This is a genomic window from Halopseudomonas sp. (genome assembly GCF_036961105.1).
In the GTDB taxonomy this organism is placed as follows: Bacteria; Pseudomonadota; Gammaproteobacteria; order Pseudomonadales; family Pseudomonadaceae; genus Halopseudomonas.
This window is the reverse complement of sequence record NZ_JBALWW010000006.1, coordinates 12716-31386: the sequence shown is the minus strand read 5'-3', so window position 1 is coordinate 31386 and position 18671 is coordinate 12716. Positions and strand designations below refer to the sequence as shown.

Genomic DNA, 18671 nt, shown 5'->3' with positions numbered 1-18671 from the left:
CGTGAATCCAGGCATGCGCTGCGAATCATGCAACGGGGCGGATCGATCAGCCATGCGCACTACAACACCGTCCAATGAGACCAGTTACCGGTTCCTGGTTTGCCATGTGCGCCCGGAGCGACCATGATGAACACATCTTCACCACAAAGGATCGACACCATGCCCTGGTACGGATGGTTGTTCATGCTGCTGGCTCTGGGCAGCATCATCGGTAGTCTCCTCATGCTGCGCGATAATGCTGGCAGCAACAAGGTCAGCAAGGAAACCATAGCGCGCGTAAAAGCGCGCGAGGCAGAGCTTGCCGCAGAGGAAGCGCAGGAAGAAAAGCGCTAGACTAGCGGCGCAACGCCGCCAACGCGGCATGGATTCATTTGCGTGCTGGGGACCCCCGCGCCCTGGCCGCCGACAAGACAGTTACAGATCATGGTCAATTCACTGCAAGCTCAACTTCTCAAGGCCGGTCTGGTTGATGAGAAAAAACTCAAGCAAGCCCAACGCGCCAAGAAAAAGGCCGCCAAGACCGAACCCGAGCAGGACAATGGCCAGGCCATTGCCAAAGCTCGTGCGGAGAAAGCAGAACGCGACCGCCAACTGAACCAGCAGCGCCAGGAAGAATCCGCCCGCAAGGAGCGCGAAGCCCAGGTCAAGCAGATGGTGGAAAACAGCAAGCTGGATCGCAGCGGCGGCGAGCAACCCTACCAGTTTGTCAGCAAGAACAAGGTGAAGAAGATTCACGTCACCAAGGAGCAGTTCGATCAACTCAGCCGCGGCCGCCTGGGCATTACCCGGCTGTCCGGCAACTTTGTGCTGATTCCGCTGGAGATCGCCGAAAAGGTACGGGAACGAGCGCCGCACTGGCCAGTTTACGTAGCCGAGAACAAGGCAGAGGCCGTGGCCGAGGACGATCCCTATGCCGCCTTCCAGGTACCCGACGATCTGATGTGGTAAACAAAGTAACCCGGTAGCCGCTTGCGCTACCGGGTTATTTCACATGCCAGGCATTACTCTTCCGCTTCCAGCTCTTCTTCGGTTTGTTCCGGCTGATCGATCTCGCTATCGTCCACCAGCTTCTCGTCGTCCTTCATCCGCTCCTGCTTGTTGCGCTCCTCCTCGTGCTCCTGCTGTGAGCAGCTCGGCTTGAGCAGAAAGGTTTCGGACACATCGATCAGACCAATATGCTCGATGGTGCGCCGGCCGATCAGCACGGGATAGGTCATGTCGCCGCGGTCACGCAGGGAAAACTGCTCTTCATAGACCTGATCGCCCATGCAGATGGACATTTTGACTACCGGGCGACGATCAGATCCGCCGGCGCCGCGCACCAGAATGCGGCGAAAAACCGGCCGCTCGAACTGCATGGTCACCATATCGCCGGTATCGGCATCTTTTACCGGCACGTCATAGCGCACCCAGGGCTTACCTTTGTGCTCGAAGGTTTCGAGATTGACCGCGTGCATGGAAGAGGTCAATGCGCCCGAGTCGACCTTGATTTTTACCGCCGTATGCTCCGGCATGATCAGGCCTTTCTCGATCCAGCCGACTACCTGCGCTTCGTGCTGGCGGCCAGCCTCATCCGCCCCATCATCATCGCCTGCCAGGACAAAACCGCTGCCCGAGGCCATGAGCATACATACCGAAAACGACATAACCTTGAAAACTGACTGCATGAGAGATCCTTATCGCGAACTACCCAATAGACTGATCGGAGCTGAAATAGTGCCCGCAGGGAGGCGCTCAGTGTGGCACCTCGCTGTCATCTGACATAGATAACAGCGGCCTATCTTATATCGACCAATCACAGAAACCGATTGCTACTTGAAAGCCGTCGCAACATGACGTCAAATTGACATCATCTGCTGCCAATAAAATATCGCTCAGGTTATGCAGGGTATTGCCGATATGTTCGGTACCGGAACTTGGTCAGCCAAGTCCCTACCGCAGACAACAATAAAACAGAAGTCGTATGCCATTGAGTGCATGGAGGTTGTAGATGAAGCTGTTGCGCAGCATTCGAATCAGTCAACGAATCTGGTTGATCCTGATTATTGCACTGGCCAGTACCCTGATCATGGAAGGCGTCTCGCTCTCTCACCTGCACCATGAAATCCGCCAGGGCGAGATAACCAAGGCCACGCACCTGGTCGAGGTGGCGCACGATTTGATGAGCTTCTACCACCAGAAGGAGCTCAATGGCGAGCTCACAGGCGAGCAAGCCCGGCAGGAAGCCTTGGCCGCACTGGGCGCGCTGCGCTACGACGGTAACGAGTATTACTGGGTCAATGACATGAACAACATCATGATCATGCACCCCCTGGCGCCCCAGACCGTGGGTGTCGACCTGACCACCATGCGCAATACCGAAGGCGTCAACGTGATCAGCGAGATGGTCGCCCTCGCGCGCAGCCAGGGCACCGCCAGCTTCGAATACAACTGGCCAAAACCCGGCGAAGAAGAAGGCACGCCGAAGATTGCCGCCTTCAAGCATTTTGCTCCATGGGACTACATGGTCGGCACCGGTATCTATATCGACGACATGCAAGCCAAGTTCCACAGCGCGGTCACCAGCTCGGTCATCATCATGACCCTGGTCACCTTGATCATGGTGGTGCTGCTCTACCTGATTGGCCGTAGCATCACCCAACCGCTTACCAATGTGGTCGACGCCATGCGCGGCGTGGCCAGTGGCGAAGCCGACCTCACCCGCCGTCTGGATGATGGCGCCCATGATGAGGTCTCGCAGATCGCACATTACTTCAATCAGTTCAACCGCAACCTGAGCGAGATCATTCAGCAACTGGGTGACAGCGCACGTCAGTTGATCAGTTCGAGCCACCAGTTGGACCAGATCAGCGGTAACAGTCTACGCGACATGAACAACCAGTCCGAGCGTATGGAGCTGATGGCCACGGCCATCAACGAAATCACCTACGGCGTACAGGATGTGGCGCAGAACGCCAACGCCGCGGCACAGGAAGTCGAGAACGCCAACGAGGGCGCCAACAATGGGCGCTATCAGGTCGACAAGACCATCCAGGAAATCAATCTGCTGTCCACCAGCGTGCAGACGGCGGTGGAACACATGGAAACCCTGTCTACTGATGCCCAGGGGATCACCTCGGTACTGGATGTTATCCGCAATATTGCCGAGCAGACCAACCTGCTGGCGTTGAATGCGGCCATCGAGGCCGCGCGGGCGGGCGAGATGGGTCGCGGCTTTGCGGTAGTCGCTGATGAAGTGCGCAATCTGGCCCAGCGCACCCAGAAGTCGACCGAAGAAATCCACAACATGATCAGCAAGCTGCAGACCAATACCCAAACGGTGGTCGGCGTGATCAATGAAAGCAGCCGCCATTCGCAGCAGAGCGTGGAACAGGTCAACGAAGCCGGCAAGGCACTGGAACTGATTGCCCACTCGATGGAGCAGCTGGTTGCCTTGAACGCCTCCATTGCCAGCGCCACCACGCAGCAGTCCACCGTGGTGGAAGACGTCAACCGCAATGTGACCGAAGCGGCAGAACTGGCGCGCGAAACCACCGCCGGGGCGAAAGAGACCGCGCAGGCTGGGCAACACCTGGCCAGCCTGGGCCGGCAGATAGACGAGCTGCTCAAACGTTTCCGCGTTTAACCTTCAGTTCAGGCGCCACGCAAACCGGAAGGCAACCAATAAAAAAGCGCGCAGCGGATTATCCGCTGCGCGCTTTTTTCTGGCTGACGTTCAAGCCTCAGAGCACCATGACTGCAGCCCAGCCAAAGACCAGCAAGGGCAGATTGTAGTGCAGGAAGGTGGGCACCACAGTGTCCCAGATATGATTGTGCTGGCCATCCATGTTCAAGCCGGCGGTGGGTCCCAGCGTTGAATCCGAAGCTGGCGAGCCGGCGTCACCCAGAGCAGCGGCCGTCCCTACCAGCGCCACTATGGCCAGCGGACTGAAACCCAGCTGCATGGCCAGCGGCACGTAGATGGCGGCAATGATGGGGATGGTCGAAAAGGAAGAGCCGATCCCCATGGTGATCAGCAACCCCACCAGCAACATCAGCAGCGCCGCCAGCGCGCGATTGTCGCCAATGATGTCAGCCGAGCTGTCCACCAGTGTCTGGATGGCTCCGGTGGCGCGCATGACCTCGGCAAAACCGGCCGCAGCAATCATGATGAAGCCAATCATGGCCATCATCTTCAGGCCTTCGGTCACTACGCCATCGGCGTCCTTCCAGCGCACCACGCCCGAGACCGAGAAAATCACGAAGCCAGCCAGAGCCCCCATGATCATCGAGTCCAGCCACAGCTGAATGACGAAGGCGGCCACCACGGCAACCAGTGCCACCAGCAACGTGAGCGGGCTGTAACCGCCTTCCATGCGTTCGACCTGACGAATGCGCGCGACGTCGTACTCACGCGGCTTGCGATAACTGATGAACACAGCCACCAACAGGCCCAGCAGCATACCCAGTGCCGGCAGCGCCATGGCATGCATCACATTCAAACCCGCCACCTCGGCCCCGCTCTCCGCCACGTTGGCCAGCAGAATGTCATTCAGAAAAATCCCGCCAAAGCCCACCGGCAAAAACATGTAGGGCGTGATCAGGCCGAAGGTCAGCACGCAGGCCACCGCACGGCGATCCAGATTCAGCCGCGCCATGACATACAGCAGCGGCGGTACCAGCAGCGGGATGAAAGCGATATGGATCGGCAGAATATTCTGCGAGGCTATGGCCACCCCACCCAGCAGCAACAGCATCAGCAGCTTGAGCAGCCCTGCCCCGCTGTCCTGCTGCCGGTCGACCAGCTGCAGGGCGCGATCCGCCAGCGCATGGGCCAACCCCGACTTGGCAATAGCCACGGCAAACACGCCCAGCAGCGCGTAGCTCAGGGCAATGTTGGCCCCCTTGCCCAGGCCGGCCTGGAAGGTATCCAGGGTCACCTGCAAGCCCAGCCCGCCGAGTAAACCACCGGTCAGCGCACCCAGAATAAGAGCCACCACCACGTGTACTCGGCACAGACTCAACACCAACATGACGGCAACTGCCGCAACGACCGCGTTCATTCACGCTCTCCAACAGACCAAGGCTCGATTGTCTGCACGCTTGCGCAGCAATCCCGAAGGTCGCGTACTCTGCCGAAGGCCGCCGCTGCTGTCAAAAACGAACGACCGAAGGCTACGCGATGTTAGACCTTGCCAGGGTCGTCACGAGTACCAACCAGGCCTGCGTCAGCTTCCTTCGAGCCGCTGTTCAACCGGCACTAGACTAAAGTACGAGCCGCCCCACCTGCCTCGCCAACAACAGCAACAGCATGCACCGAGCCGTCAAGAACGAGCCTCCGGCCCTCCAGGGCTGCTTGAGCTGCAATGACACTTTGATGACGTTAATACTATCGTCGTAAGGCCCACCTTCAGCTCTCATGCTTTATTGACTCTGCGCCAACGCAGCGCACCGACTCACATCAGGAGAACAACAATGAAGCATGTGACAACCCACACCCTGCTGGCAGGCGCCATTGCCGTTGCGCTGGGTACCGTCCTGGCAGGCAGTGTCCAGGCTGCCGGATTCAGCGACGACGCCACGGCCAAACTGGAATTACGCAACTTCTACTTCAATCGCGATTTTCGTGACCCCGGCGCGCAGTCAAAGGCCGAGGAATGGGCCCAGGGCTTTATCTTCAAGGCCGAATCCGGCTTTACCGAGGGCTTTATCGGTTTCGGTCTGGATGTATACGCCGGGCTCGGCGTGAAACTGGACTCTGCAGACGAACGTGCCGGCACCGGCCTGCTGCCCAACAGTTATGGCAATGAAGGCCCTGGCAGCTATAGCGAAGCCACCGCTGCGGCCAAGGTGCGACTCTCCAGAAGCGTACTCAAGGTCGGCGGCCTGATGCCCAAGCTACCCATCGCCTCGTCCGGGGACCTGCGCCTGCTACCGCAGGAATTCACCGGCGCCAGCGTGGCAATGAATGAAATCGACAATCTCGACGTGCAAGGCGGCCAGTTGCGCGAAGTGAATTACCGCAACAGCACCAACTCTGAAGATATTCGCGCCACCCTGGGCGGCAGCTCGGACAGGTTCAACTACCTGGGCGGCGACTACAGCTTCAACGACAAGCGAACCAAGGTCGGCCTGTGGGGCGCGGAACTGACAGACGTGTATGAGCAGACCTTGCTCAATCTGGTTCACAGCCAGCCAATCGGCGACTGGACGCTCGGCGCCAATCTGGCCTACTTCGATACCGGCGACAGCGGCAATCAAGCACTGGACATCGATCACCAGATGAAATCGCTGCTGCTGTCGGCTGCAACCGGTGCGCATACCTTGCGCCTGGGTTATCAGCATAGCGATGGCGATACCGCCTTCCCGTATCTGGCCGAGACCGATCCCTATATCGCCAACTACGTGCAGATTCTGGATTTCACCCGTGCCGATGAGAAATCCTGGCAAGCGCGCTACGACATCAACTTTGCCTCACTTGGCGTGCCGGGTCTCAGTGCCTTCACCCGTTACGTAAGCGGGGACAACTTCAGCGTTGGCGCAACCGAAGGCAAGGAGTGGGAACGCGATATCGATGTCAGCTATACGCTGCAAAGCGGCCCGCTGAAAAACCTCGCACTGCGCTGGCGCAATGCCACCGTGCGCTCGAACGCCACTCGCGACATCGACGAGAACCGCTTGATCATGAGCTATTCCTTTGCCCTGAAATAAGTTGCTCCCGAACGGCTTCAAGCCACCCAACAAGAAGCCGGTCGTATTTTGCGGTGACGTTCGTCACCGCATTTTTTTACCGCTAACCGAATAGCCCTCTAGCTTATTCTGCCCTTGCCCTTGCCCTTGCCCTTGCCCTTGCCCTTGCCCTTGCCTTTAGCTTGTAGCTTGTCGCTTGCCGCTTGCCGCTTGCCGCTTATCGTCTGCAGGCAACAAAAAAGGCGCCGAAGCGCCTTCCTGTTTACTGCCTCACCGCCTTAGAAGCGTTCGATTTCCGCTTCCGTGCGCAATTGCTCCTGCGCGGCGCTGAAATCCTGCTGGCCAGACTGACCGGCGATGAACTGCTGATACTGTGACGCGGGCCCATCTTCTACTTGCACATCTTCAGCTGTGGCCACCCCGCGCAACGCTACCAGCCAGAAGCCGCCTGCAGGCTGATTCACACGCGCATAGACAGCCTGCTCTGCAGTGGGCTTGGGCAAGCCGAATATGCTGCGCAGCAACGGCGTGGGAATCTCGCTGGAAGACCGCCCCACTGCTTCGTATTGCTGCCACTCGCTGCCCTGCTCCTCTGCCAGAGCCTCAGCAGTCAGTTCACCCGAGCGCAAACCAGCAATATATTGCTCTACCTTATCCGCAGCGGCCTGCTCGGCCTTGTCGTACGCCAGCAACTCCCTGATTTCCTGCTCGACCGCTTCCAGCGGGCGCTGCTCGGGCTTCAGGTGCTCCTTGACGCGAACCACCACTACGGTATCGGCATCCAGCTCCAGCAATTCACTGTTGAACCCGTTCTTCAGCACATCGTCGCTGAATGCCGCGTTCATTACCTTGGGGTTACTCGCCAGACCTTCACCGCCCAGACGCTCCACCGGCCCCAGGGTTTCAATCTCCAGACCAAGCGCGGCGGCCGGCTCTGCCAGGTCCGACGCCTCGTGCGCCAGGTTGGCCAGCTCCTGCGAAGCATCCACAAAGGCGCGCTCCACCTGTTCGGACTTCAACTCCTGCACCAACTGCTCGCGCATGGAGTCCAGCGTCGGAACTTCCGGCGCCTTGAGGTTGGTCAGTTTGATCAGGTGATAACCATAGCTGGTACGCACAGGCGCAGAGACTTCGCCTTCCTGCAATGCAAAGAGCGCGTCATCAAAGGCCTGATCAAAGCTACCCTTGACCACATAACCCAGATCACCACCTTCGCGCGCGCTGCCACTGTCGTCCGATACATCGGCGGCCACGGTAGCGAAATCCTCGCCCGCTGCGATGCGCGCTGCCGCTGCTTCTATGCTCGCCTTGGCGTCTGCTTCGTCTGCCTCGTCAGGCACTTCAACCAGAATGTGAGATGCGCGGCGCTGCTCGGCCAGGTTGCCGATTTCGCGCTGGTACAGCTCGTTTACCGCCTCTTCACTGACATCCACTCGATCAAAGAAATCAGCTCGCGAGAGGGTCAGAGTTTCCAGTACCACCTGCTCCGGGGTCATGAACTGCTGGGCGTTGGCGGTGTAATAATCCTGAATTTCGTCGGCCGATACTTCGACTGCAGAGGCATCACCCACCGGCACGTCGATGACCGAAAAGTCGCGGGTCTGGTTTTCCAGCTCAACCAGCTGCTGACGCTCCATGGGCGTGGCAAAGGCCGTGGCTTCATAACCGTTACGGTACTGGGTGATCAGCAACTGCTGACGCAGCAGATCACGGAAGGCCATACGCGAGGGCATGCCCATGTTGCGGATAACGATATCGAAGCGATTGCTGTCGAACTTGCCGTCTACCTGGAAATCCGGGGTGGACAGAATGAGCTGGTCAATCATCTGCTCGGAGACGTCAAAACCAGCGTCCTTGGCTCCCTGCAGGAGCACAGAGCGCTCGATGAGACCGTCAAGCACGCTTGTGCGCAGAAAGCGCTCATCAATCATGCTCGGGTCAAAACTGTTGTTGCCCATCTGCTGCAACTGCTGAATCAGTTGGCGGCGCTGCAATGCTACAGCCTGCTCCAGTTCCAGCTTGGAGATTACCTCACCGTTCACTTCCGCCGCCTTTTCGGCGTCGCTGGAAAAACGGCTGATGGATTCCCAGCCAGTCAAAGCGAAGATCAGCACAATGACGCCAACGATCACCTTGGCGACCCAGCTTTGCGCATTGTCCCTCATGTTTTGCAGCATCATGCCCCCGAATTCTGTTTAACCCGAAACGCCTCGCCTCGGGTTCTTGCCGCTCAAGCCTTGAGCAACCTTTCTCTACTTCCAACAAAAAAGGCGCATCCTGTAGATGCGCCTTTCTGGTAACTGACGGAGCCATCTGGGTGACGTTGTCGGCCAAGCGGCCTGTGGCGTCCTGAGCGGCTCCGTAGCATGCCGTCGCACTGAACGCCGGCATGTCACATCAGATCAGGGACGCAATCAGTTCACAGCGTCCTTGAGTGCCTTACCTGCTTTGAAACCAGGAATCTTGGCAGCGCTGATTTCGATCGGCTGGCCAGTCTGCGGGTTACGGCCAGTGCGCGCAGCACGCTCCTTAACAGCGAATGTACCAAATCCTACCAATACGACCGAATCACCATCCTTCAGTGCACCAGTTACGGACTCGATGACGGCGTCAAGAGCACGACCGGCAGCAGCTTTAGGAATATCGGCGGATGCGGCGATAGCATCAATCAGTTCAGACTTGTTCACTCTAAGTCCCCTTATTTAATTCAATGAGTTGTTAGTCATTATGTAAGCTTGTGGTCTTAGCAAAGCTGTGGCCAGTCAGCATACCTGCTTAGGTCGAAGCACGCTTTATAGCAAGCGGTCAAAAACCGTGTCAAGGAATGCCTGAGGTAATCCCGGACCGGTTAGCAAAACACTCTCTCGCTGGAGGGTACTTCACTCACCGGACCTGATCGACTCAGTGAGTACTGATGCGTCCCTTCTCATCAGTCTCGCGATTGTCATCCTTTGCAACCATCTCTTCAACCCCTTCTTTCAAGGGCTCCGGCATGTATTGCAGCGCAATCTGCAACACCTCGTCAATCCATTTCACAGGTTTGACGTCAATATCCTGTTTGATCCGGTCGGGAATTTCCTTCAGATCGCGCACATTGTCATGCGGAATGATGACGGTTTTGATGCCGCCGCGGTGAGCAGCCAGGAGCTTCTCTTTCAGCCCGCCTATGGGCAACACCTGACCGCGCAGGGTGATTTCACCGGTCATGGCAACGTCCGCCCGCACCGGGATTTTGGTCAGCGAAGAGACCAGCGCAGTGCACATGCCGATGCCTGCGCTGGGACCGTCCTTGGGCGTCGCACCTTCTGGAACATGGATGTGTATGTCGTTGTTTTCATGGAAGTCTGCCTTGATCCCCAGGCTGGCGGCGCGACTGCGAACCACCGTCAGCGCGGCGCTGATCGACTCCTGCATGACGTCACCCAGCGAGCCGGTTTTGATCTGCCTTCCCTTGCCGGGTACTACCACGGCTTCGAGGCTCAGCAGCTCACCACCAACCTGGGTCCAGGCCAGGCCCGTGACCTGACCGACCTGGTCAGCCTCCTCGGCCAGACCGTACTTGAACTTGCGCACACCGAGGTAATGTTCAAGCAGATTTTCATCCAGCGCGACCGGCTTGGGCTTGCGCTCCCCGGACTGCTCTTTCACCACCTTGCGGCACACTTTGGCAATCTGACGCTCCAGCCCCCGCACGCCCGCCTCGCGGGTGTAGTAGCGCACCAGATCGCGCAGCGACTCTTCGCTGAAGGTCAACTCATCCTTTTTCAAGCCATTGTTCTTGACCTGCTTGGGCACCAGATACCGCTGTGCGATGTTGATCTTCTCGTCTTCGGTGTAACCCGGAATACGGATGATCTCCATGCGATCAAGCAGCGGCGCCGGAATATTCATCGAGTTGGAGGTGCAGATGAACATGACGTCCGAAAGATCGTAATCCACTTCCAGGTAATGGTCGTTGAAGGCATGATTCTGCTCGGGATCCAGCACTTCCAGCAGAGCGGAAGAAGGATCACCGCGCATGTCCTGCCCCATCTTGTCGATCTCATCGAGCAGGAACAAAGGGTTTTTAACCCCGGCCTTGGTCATCTTCTGAATCAACTTGCCCGGCAAGGAGCCGATGTAGGTTCGCCGGTGACCGCGAATTTCGGCTTCGTCACGCACGCCGCCCAGCGCCATGCGCACGAACTCGCGGTTGGTCGCGCGCGCCAGAGACTCGCCCAAGGAAGTTTTACCCACGCCCGGAGGCCCCACCAGACAAAGCACAGGGCCCTTCAGCTTGCGTACCCGCTTCTGTACCGCGAGGTACTCGAGGATCCGCTCCTTGACCTCTTCCAGGCCGTAGTGGTCGGCCTCCAGCACCTTCTCCGCCCGATCGATGTCGTGACGCACCTTGCTGGATTTTTTCCAGGGCACGGCCGTCAGCCAGTCGATGTAGGAGCGCACCACGGTGGCCTCGGCCGACATGGGCGACATCATCTTCAGCTTGTTGAATTCGGCGTTGGCCTTGGTCAGGGCTTCTTCCGAGAGGCCCGCCTCGTCAATCTTCTTGCGCAGATCGTCAAATTCACTATGACCTTCATCCAGATTGCCCATCTCCTTCTGGATGGCCTTCATCTGCTCGTTAAGGTAGTACTCGCGCTGACTACGCTCCATCTGCTTCTTGACGCGTCCGCGGATGCGCTTCTCTACCTGCAGCAGGTCTATTTCACCGTCCAGCACACCGAGCACATGCTCGACCCGCTCGCGCAGCGGCAATATCTCGAGAATCGTCTGCTTGTCTTCCAGCTTCAGCGACAAGTGCGCGGCCATGGTGTCTACCAGACGGCCCGGCTGGTCAATACTGGAGAGCGATGACACCACCTCGGAAGGCACTTTCTTACCCAACTGCACAAACTGTTCGAACTGGCTCATCAGGCTGCGCGTGAGTACTTCTGCCTCACGCTCGTCCAGTGCGCTTTCGTCGAGCAATTCGACTTCGGCCGACTGATAACCATCCACCTCGTCAATCGAGTCGATACGTGCGCGCTGCTCGCCCTCGACCAGCACCTTGACGGTGCCATCGGGCAGCTTCAGCAGCTGCAATATGGTGGCCAGGGTGCCCATGTCGTAAAGGCCGTCACGTGCCGGGTCATCCTCGGCGGGGTCGCGCTGGGCGATCAGCAACACCTGCTTGCCGCCCGACATTGCCTGCTCTAATGCCTGAATGGATTTGTCACGTCCGACAAACAGCGGAATGACCATATGGGGATAGACCACCACATCGCGTAATGGCAGGAGCGGGAATTCGCTAAGAGTCGTCATGGCTGAGGCTCACTCGCTGAGGGGCGCGAAAGGTACAACGGCGCCGAAAGATGAAAGGTTCTTGAATTCAAGATGGGGGCTAGGGAAAGAAAAAACAAGCAGGCAGAGCGTAATAATATTGCCGCATTTTGCTGCTCCGAAAACGACTGCGCCGCCAAAATGGCGGCGCAGTCAACAGCTTGCAGCTCAGTCTTCGGGCATCGCCTTGGGCGGTTGCTCGGGTGTCTCGTATATCAGCAGCGGTTTGGACTCGCCGTTGATCACGTTCTCGTCGATCACCACCTTGCTGACGTGCTCGGCCGACGGTATCTCGTACATGGTCTCCAACAGCACGCTCTCCAGAATGGAGCGCAGGCCACGGGCACCGGTCTTGCGTTCCAGCGCGCGTGAAGAAATCGCCTTGAGCGCGTCGGTACGAAACTCCAGCTCCACCCCTTCCATATCGAACAGGCGCGCATACTGCTTGGTGAGCGCGTTCTTCGGCTCGGTCAGGATCTGGATCAGTGCATCCTCGTCCAGCTCGTTCAGCGTGGCGATTACCGGCAGACGACCGACGAACTCGGGAATCAGACCAAAACGCACCAGATCGTCCGGCTCGACATCCTTCAGCGTATCGCCCACTTTCTTGCCGCCGTCCTTGCTGCGTACCGTAGCGTTGAAGCCAATACCGCTCTTCTCGGAACGATCACGGATGACCTTCTCCAGGCCGGCAAAGGCGCCACCACAGATAAACAGGATGTTGCGCGTATCCACCTGCAGAAACTCCTGCTGGGGATGCTTGCGACCGCCCTGCGGCGGCACCGAAGCAACAGTGCCTTCAATCAGCTTCAACAGTGCCTGCTGCACGCCTTCACCCGATACGTCGCGGGTGATGGATGGGTTGTCGGATTTCCGTGAAATCTTGTCGATCTCGTCGATGTAGACAATACCCATCTGGGCTTTCTCTACGTCGTAATCACACTTTTGCAGCAGCTTCTGAATGATGTTTTCCACATCCTCACCCACGTAACCCGCCTCGGTGAGGGTGGTCGCGTCGGCAATGGTGAAAGGCACATTCAGCAGGCGTGCCAGGGTTTCTGCGAGCAGCGTCTTGCCCGAGCCGGTAGGCCCGATCAGCAGAATGTTGCTCTTGCCCAGTTCGACTTCGTCTTTGCCCTGGCGCTGGTTCAACCGCTTGTAGTGGTTGTATACCGCTACCGAAAGCACTTTCTTGGCCCGTTGCTGGCCAATCACGTACTGGTCGAGGATGGAGCAAATCTCTACCGGCGTCGGCAACTTCTGATTGTTGCTTTCGGCCTGACTTTCCTGCACTTCTTCGCGAATGATGTCGTTACACAGATCAACGCACTCATCGCAGATAAACACGGAGGGGCCGGCAATCAGCTTGCGCACTTCATGCTGGCTCTTGCCGCAGAAGGAGCAATACAGCAGCTTGCCGTTGTCGTCACCCTTCCCAGTCATATCGGTCATCGAAAACCCCTACTCTTGAATCGCTCTTGAATATAAAGATGGGGGCATTGTGCCCACTTTGCAAGTGCGACCCGATCAACATGCACCGACAAATCCCGCAACACAGGCACAGCGCCAGGGCAGTGCCCGGCGCCGACAAGCGTCAGCGCAGGGTTGGTCGGCGTGAAACAAATGGTTACTCGGCGCTTGGACGCGATTCCAGCATCTTGTCGATCAGACCGTATTCAACCGCTTCGGTACCGCTCATGAAGCGGTCCCGATCGGTGTCACGGGCAATCACATCCAGTGGTTGGCCGGTGTGGTCAGCCAGCACCTTGTTCAGACGTTCGCGAATAAAGAGAATTTCACGCGCGTGGATCTCGATATCCGAAGCCTGACCCTGAAAACCGCCCAGCGGCTGATGGATCATCATGCGGGCGTGCGGCAGGCAGTAACGCTTGCCCGGCGCTCCGCCGGCCAGCAGCAATGCACCCATGCTGCAAGCCTGGCCGATGCACAGGGTGCTGACGTTGGGCTTGATGAACTGCATGGTGTCATAGATCGCCATACCGGCCGTGACAGAGCCACCAGGCGAGTTGATGTACAGATGAATGTCCTTGTCGGGGTTTTCCGACTCAAGGAACAGCAACTGCGCCACCACCAGATTGGCCATGTAATCTTCAACCTGACCCACGAGGAAGATTACGCGCTCTTTGAGCAGCCGCGAGTAGATGTCGTAGGAGCGTTCACCACGGGCGGATTGTTCGACAACCATTGGTACCAGACCGCCGGCGGCCTGCACGTCCGGGGGAAACTGCATAAAGCTGTTATGGGTCATGGATTCCTGTCACTCCAAGTATGCGTGTCGCGAAAACACGAGAGCCAGCCCGAAGGCTGGCTCTCGTTAGCGAAAAACGGCAACGAGATTACTCGTCTGCGCTGCTCTCTTCCGCCTCACCGGCTTCAACCTGTGCAGGCTGCGCGGGCTTGACGGCTTCTTCGTAGGCGACCTTCTTGTCGGTCACCTGCGCCTTCTGCAGCACAGTATCCACCACTTGTTCTTCCAGCACAACCGACTGGATCTCGCCCAGCTGTTGCTCATTCTGGTAGTACCAGTTGATGACCTGCTCGGGCTCCTGGTAGGCAGCGGCCAGCTCTTCGATCATGGCACGGACGCGATCGTTGTCCGGCTTGATGTCATTCTGCTTGACCACTTCTGCCACGATCAGGCCCAGGCTGACGCGACGCTTGGCTTGCTCTTCGAACAGCTCTGCCGGCAATTGGCTGGCCTGGATGTTGGCACCGCCAAACTGCTGTACAGCCTGCTCGCGCAGACGATCAATCTCGTTGGCCACCAGTGCCTTGGGCACGTCAACGGTATTGGTTTCCAGCAGACCGTCCATGACCTGGGCCTTGACCTTGGTCTTGATCGCCTGCTTCAGTTCACGGTCCATGTTCTTGCGAACTTCGGCGCGAAAACCTTCGATACCGCCTTCGTTGACACCAAACTGGGCGAAGAATTCATCGTTCAGTTCAGGCAATGTGGGCGCTGCAACCGCTTGCACGGTGACGTCGAACTCGGCGGCCTTGCCGGCCAGATCCAGGTTCTGATAATCCTCGGGGAAAGTCACCTTCAGCGTCAGACTGTCGCCTGCCTTGGCGCCGACCAGACCTTCTTCAAAGCCGGGAATCATGCGGCCTGAACCCAGCACGATGTTGCTGCCATTGGCAGTGCCGCCCTGGAAGGCCTCACCGTCAACCTTGCCAACAAAGTCGATGGTCAATTGGTCATCGTTCTGCGCAGCGCGCTCTACAGCTTCAAAACGGGTGTTCTGCTTGCGCAGAGTTTCCAGCATGGTGTCCAGATCGGCGTCGGTCACTTCAGACTCGAGGCGCTCAACGCTGATGCCGGAAAAGTCGGCCAGGGCGACTTCCGGGTAGACCTCGAAGGTGGCGATGTACTCAAAGCCCTTGCCTTCTTCCATGCCTTTTGGCTCAACACTCGGCGCACCGGCCGGGTTGAGCTTTTCCTGCATGATGGCTTCGTAAAACGAAGACTGGATCACTTCACCGATCACTTCCTGATGAGCAGAAGCACCAAAGCGCTTGCGGATGACGCTCATCGGCACCTTGCCTGGACGGAAACCATCGACCTTGGCGCGCTGAGCGGTCTGCTGCAGACGCTTATTGACCTCGTTTTCAATACGATCGGCAGGAATGCCAACGGTCATGCGGCGCTCGAGGCCGGAGGTGGTTTCAACCGAAACTTGCATGGAGAGTCCTCGTTGAACGAACAAATTAATTAGTGATTTCGTAAAAGCCGGATAGTCTAATCGCTAACGCAATGGAAGTCATCACCAGCTTGATGGACGTTCCGCCACCCACATTTCACGGCAGGCGGCTGGTAACAAGGTGCCGGACACGGCAAGAAGACAGCTGCCGTTTTACTGTATGTTCAGTAAGGGCTCGAAATCAGCCAGGGGCATGGGACGGTAAAAATAGTATCCCTGAACCACTTCACAACCCTTTTCCAGCAGCCAGGTGAGCTCCTCACGAGTCTCCACCCCTTCGGCGATGCAGCGCAGATCCAACTGTTTAGACAACTGAAGAATCACGTCTACAATGGCCGCATCTCGGTTGGAACGCGTGATATCGCGCACAAAACTTTGATCAATCTTCAACTTATCGATCGGCATCTTTTTCAGGTAAGCGAGAGAGCAATACCCTGTGCCGAAATCATCTATTGCCAGCCGCAACCCAATGGCGCGCAGCTCCCGCAGCACCTCTTGGGCGTGCCTTAAATCACTGATAAGTGCGCCTTCGGTAATTTCCAGCTCAATTTGATCGGCAGTGAGCCGGTACTCTGCAAGCGTGCTTTTCACCAGATCGACAAAATGCGGGTTCTGGAATTGTGCGGCAGAAATGTTGATCGCCAGTGTGACCGGCGCGATTCCCGCGTCCAGCCATTGACGGATCTGCCGACAGGTGGCGCGCAGAACCCAACAGTCGATGTCTGCTATCAACAGGGATTCTTCTGCAATGGGAATAAACACACCTGGCGGCACCAGACCCCGTTCGGGATGATTCCAGCGAAGTAGTACCTCGGCACTTTGCATCCGGCCGGAGGCCGCTGCAACCTGAGGCTGAAAGTAAAGCAGGAACTGGTCGCTCTCCAGCGCATGCCGCATATCGTTATCCAGTTCCATCCGGTCGCGGGAAGCGTCCTGCATATCCTGCGCGTAAAAGCGAAAGCCGTTACCGCCATTGCGCTTGGCTTGATACATCGCGGTATCGGCCTGCTTCATCAAGTCGTCGATGGTCTGCCCATCGTCCGGGCAGACAGAGACACCGATGCTCAGTGTGCTGCGCAGATCATGCATGCCGATGCGAACAGGTTTGGGTACGGTCTCCAGCAGGCGATTTACCACCGCCAGTACCTCAGCACCCATATCGACCTCTGGCGGAATATCCGCCATGACTACCGTGAACTCATCACCGCCCAGGCGAGAGACCGTATCTTCGCTGCGGACGCACTCGAGAACGCGTTGCGCCACCACCTGAAGATAGGCATCGCCGGCAGCGTGACCTATCGAATCATTAATCAGCTTGAATCTGTCCAGGTCAATGAACAGCAAGGCTACCCGCGTGCCTCGCTTGAGCGAGCGCTCCAGCGCACCACTCAAAGCCGCCTTGAGCGCTGCGCGATTCGGCAGACAGGTAAGGTCATCTACGTGCGCCTGGCGATACAGATCCGCCTCCCAGCGAGCCCTCGTCAACGCTATGGATAATCTGCCGGCTATCTGCGCTGCTCGACTCGCATCTGCTGCCTCGGCCTCCCAGCGAGGCAGCCCGCCGGCCAATACGAAGCCCTGCAGCGCGCCCGATATAAACAGCGGGAAAAACATCCACGCAATATAGTCTTCAGACACAACCAACGCAGACAGCCCATCTGGCAAGCTATCCATGCGCACACAAGGCTCTGTTTCAAACGCTTTCATCACCGGATTCAGTGCAGTCGCGTCGTCAAGCTCACTGGCACGCACCTGCTCGGAGCCTTGGCGCACCGCCGTCAGCTTTACCTGCCCCTGCTCATACACCCCAACGACAAGCGTCTGGCATTTCAAAAAATCAATCGCGCGAAACAGCACTTTATTGACCACATTGCGTGAATCCATCGACGACAGTATCAACCTGTCCAGCTCCATCAATGCTTCACGTTGCTCGAACTGGCGAGCGAGCCTGTGTGTCATGCTGTTGAAAGCCACGGCAAGCTCTTCGAACTCGTCTCCGCTGGTGATCGTAACTTGCTTGTCCAGCTTGCCTTCGTATACCTGCCGGGTGGCGTTTCTAAGCTTTTGCAGCGGCTTGAGAACCCGCCTGAGATGACCAATACTGAACATCAACGCCATCAGGATTGATGCTAGTACGATGATGATTAACGTACTCTGAAAGCGTCTGGTGGTGGCAAACAACTCCTGCTCTGGCTGACTGAGCACCACAGTCCAGTTGGTATCCATACCTAAATTCTGCAAAAACACTTCCCAGTACACCGCCCGCATAGGCTCCTGCGCCCAATCCCATTCAAAGGAACCCAGGGAAGAGTTTGCTCGTGCAGAGGAAAAGGCCGCAAGAAAGTCGGTAGGGAGTGAATCGCTGCAAAACAGCGCGCGGTCAGTGGCTGCCAGAACACACACTATTTTGTCATGAGGCAACTGTTCAGTATCCCAGAAAAACTCGGGGCGCAACTGTGCGCCAAGATAATCACCCGACGCCAACCGCAGGGAAACGAACAACCCTGTATTGCCGGAGATATTCAACTGGTGGATACGCATAGGCTCGGCGCCCGCCTGAGCCGCCTCGGACAGCTGTTCGATGAAACCGTCATACAGAACCGCGTCGGTGACTTCCGGATAAAGCCAGGCAGGCCGCCCGTCAATATCACTACCGACCGTGCGCACGGAGAGCTGCTTCTCGGCAGTACCGGCTACCAACGACCGAACAAACGCATCGGGGCGATTTTCGGCCAATAATGGTAGCTCGTCGCTGACTCGTTGCAGACCAACGAGCAGGCTCATACCCAGATACTTCGCATCCTGCTGGAGTTCTTTTCGATGCTGATCAGCGGCATACCCGGACAGCTGGAAAAAAATCACCGAGACCAGCACCAGGATAGGAAGCGTTACCGCGAGGAAAAAAAACAGAAATAGCCGACGAGCAATCGGACTATTGAACGTATGCAGATCTATGACCAT

At 57.5% G+C, this 18671-nt stretch carries 13 protein-coding genes; 4 read left to right on the top strand and 9 right to left on the bottom strand.

Annotated elements, in window-relative coordinates; genetic code table 11:
• Nucleotides 1-123 precede the first annotated feature (123 nt).
• Together V7756_RS08365 and V7756_RS08360 are read left to right on the top strand one after the other, a co-directional pair.
• Nucleotides 124-333 carry a DUF2897 family protein gene (locus tag V7756_RS08365; protein WP_335609702.1) on the top strand — a complete coding sequence of 70 codons (210 nt, stop codon included), beginning with the start codon at nucleotides 124-126 and terminating at the stop codon, nucleotides 331-333.
• A 42-nt stretch (nucleotides 334-375) separates the two neighbouring features.
• Nucleotides 376-948, top strand: coding sequence for a DUF2058 domain-containing protein (locus V7756_RS08360; protein WP_335609701.1), 573 nt, complete (start codon nucleotides 376-378; stop codon nucleotides 946-948).
• 53 nt (nucleotides 949-1001) lie between these two features.
• On the opposite strand, the gene rloA3 is transcribed toward V7756_RS08360, so the two are convergent.
• A complete protein-coding gene (rloA3, locus tag V7756_RS08355; protein WP_335609700.1) occupies nucleotides 1002-1667 on the bottom strand; it encodes a retropepsin-like aspartic peptidase RloA3 in 666 nt (221 codons plus the stop codon).
• Between the two features lie 323 nt (nucleotides 1668-1990).
• Here rloA3 and V7756_RS08350 point away from each other — a divergent pair, with 323 nt between their 5' ends.
• Nucleotides 1991-3625, top strand: coding sequence for a methyl-accepting chemotaxis protein (locus tag V7756_RS08350; protein WP_335609699.1), 1635 nt, complete (start codon nucleotides 1991-1993; stop codon nucleotides 3623-3625).
• Between the two features lie 97 nt (nucleotides 3626-3722).
• Here V7756_RS08350 and V7756_RS08345 read toward each other — a convergent pair whose 3' ends face one another.
• Entirely contained in the window at nucleotides 3723-5042 is a 1320-nt protein-coding gene (locus V7756_RS08345) for a Na+/H+ antiporter family protein (RefSeq protein WP_335609698.1), read from the bottom strand.
• Between the two features lie 412 nt (nucleotides 5043-5454).
• Between V7756_RS08345 and V7756_RS08340 the strand changes: the two genes are divergently transcribed.
• Entirely contained in the window at nucleotides 5455-6690 is a 1236-nt protein-coding gene (locus tag V7756_RS08340) for an OprD family porin (protein WP_335609697.1), read from the top strand.
• Between the two features lie 257 nt (nucleotides 6691-6947).
• On the opposite strand, the gene V7756_RS08335 is transcribed toward V7756_RS08340, so the two are convergent.
• From V7756_RS08335 to V7756_RS08305, 7 genes are all read right to left on the bottom strand, one after another.
• Nucleotides 6948-8849, bottom strand: a complete 1902-nt coding sequence (locus V7756_RS08335; protein ID WP_335609696.1) for a SurA N-terminal domain-containing protein — start codon at nucleotides 8847-8849, stop codon at nucleotides 6948-6950.
• A gap of 234 nt (nucleotides 8850-9083) precedes the next feature.
• Nucleotides 9084-9356 carry a nucleoid-associated protein HU-beta gene (gene hupB / locus V7756_RS08330; RefSeq protein ID WP_092284196.1) on the bottom strand — a complete coding sequence of 91 codons (273 nt, stop codon included), beginning with the start codon at nucleotides 9354-9356 and terminating at the stop codon, nucleotides 9084-9086.
• 214 nt (nucleotides 9357-9570) lie between these two features.
• The gene (lon, locus tag V7756_RS08325; RefSeq protein WP_335609695.1) at nucleotides 9571-11970 is read right to left on the bottom strand and encodes an endopeptidase La; all 2400 of its coding nucleotides are present in this window, start codon (nucleotides 11968-11970) and stop codon (nucleotides 9571-9573) included.
• A 186-nt stretch (nucleotides 11971-12156) separates the two neighbouring features.
• Complete coding sequence (gene clpX, locus V7756_RS08320; RefSeq protein ID WP_335609694.1) at nucleotides 12157-13440, bottom strand: ATP-dependent Clp protease ATP-binding subunit ClpX; 1284 nt, start codon at nucleotides 13438-13440, stop codon at nucleotides 12157-12159.
• 175 nt (nucleotides 13441-13615) lie between these two features.
• On the bottom strand, nucleotides 13616-14257 hold the full coding sequence (gene clpP, locus V7756_RS08315) for an ATP-dependent Clp endopeptidase proteolytic subunit ClpP (protein ID WP_335609693.1): 642 nt from the start codon (nucleotides 14255-14257) through the stop codon (nucleotides 13616-13618).
• An 88-nt stretch (nucleotides 14258-14345) separates the two neighbouring features.
• On the bottom strand, nucleotides 14346-15692 hold the full coding sequence (gene tig / locus V7756_RS08310) for a trigger factor (protein WP_335609692.1): 1347 nt from the start codon (nucleotides 15690-15692) through the stop codon (nucleotides 14346-14348).
• 171 nt (nucleotides 15693-15863) lie between these two features.
• The gene (locus tag V7756_RS08305; RefSeq protein WP_335609691.1) at nucleotides 15864-18671 is read right to left on the bottom strand and encodes a putative bifunctional diguanylate cyclase/phosphodiesterase; all 2808 of its coding nucleotides are present in this window, start codon (nucleotides 18669-18671) and stop codon (nucleotides 15864-15866) included.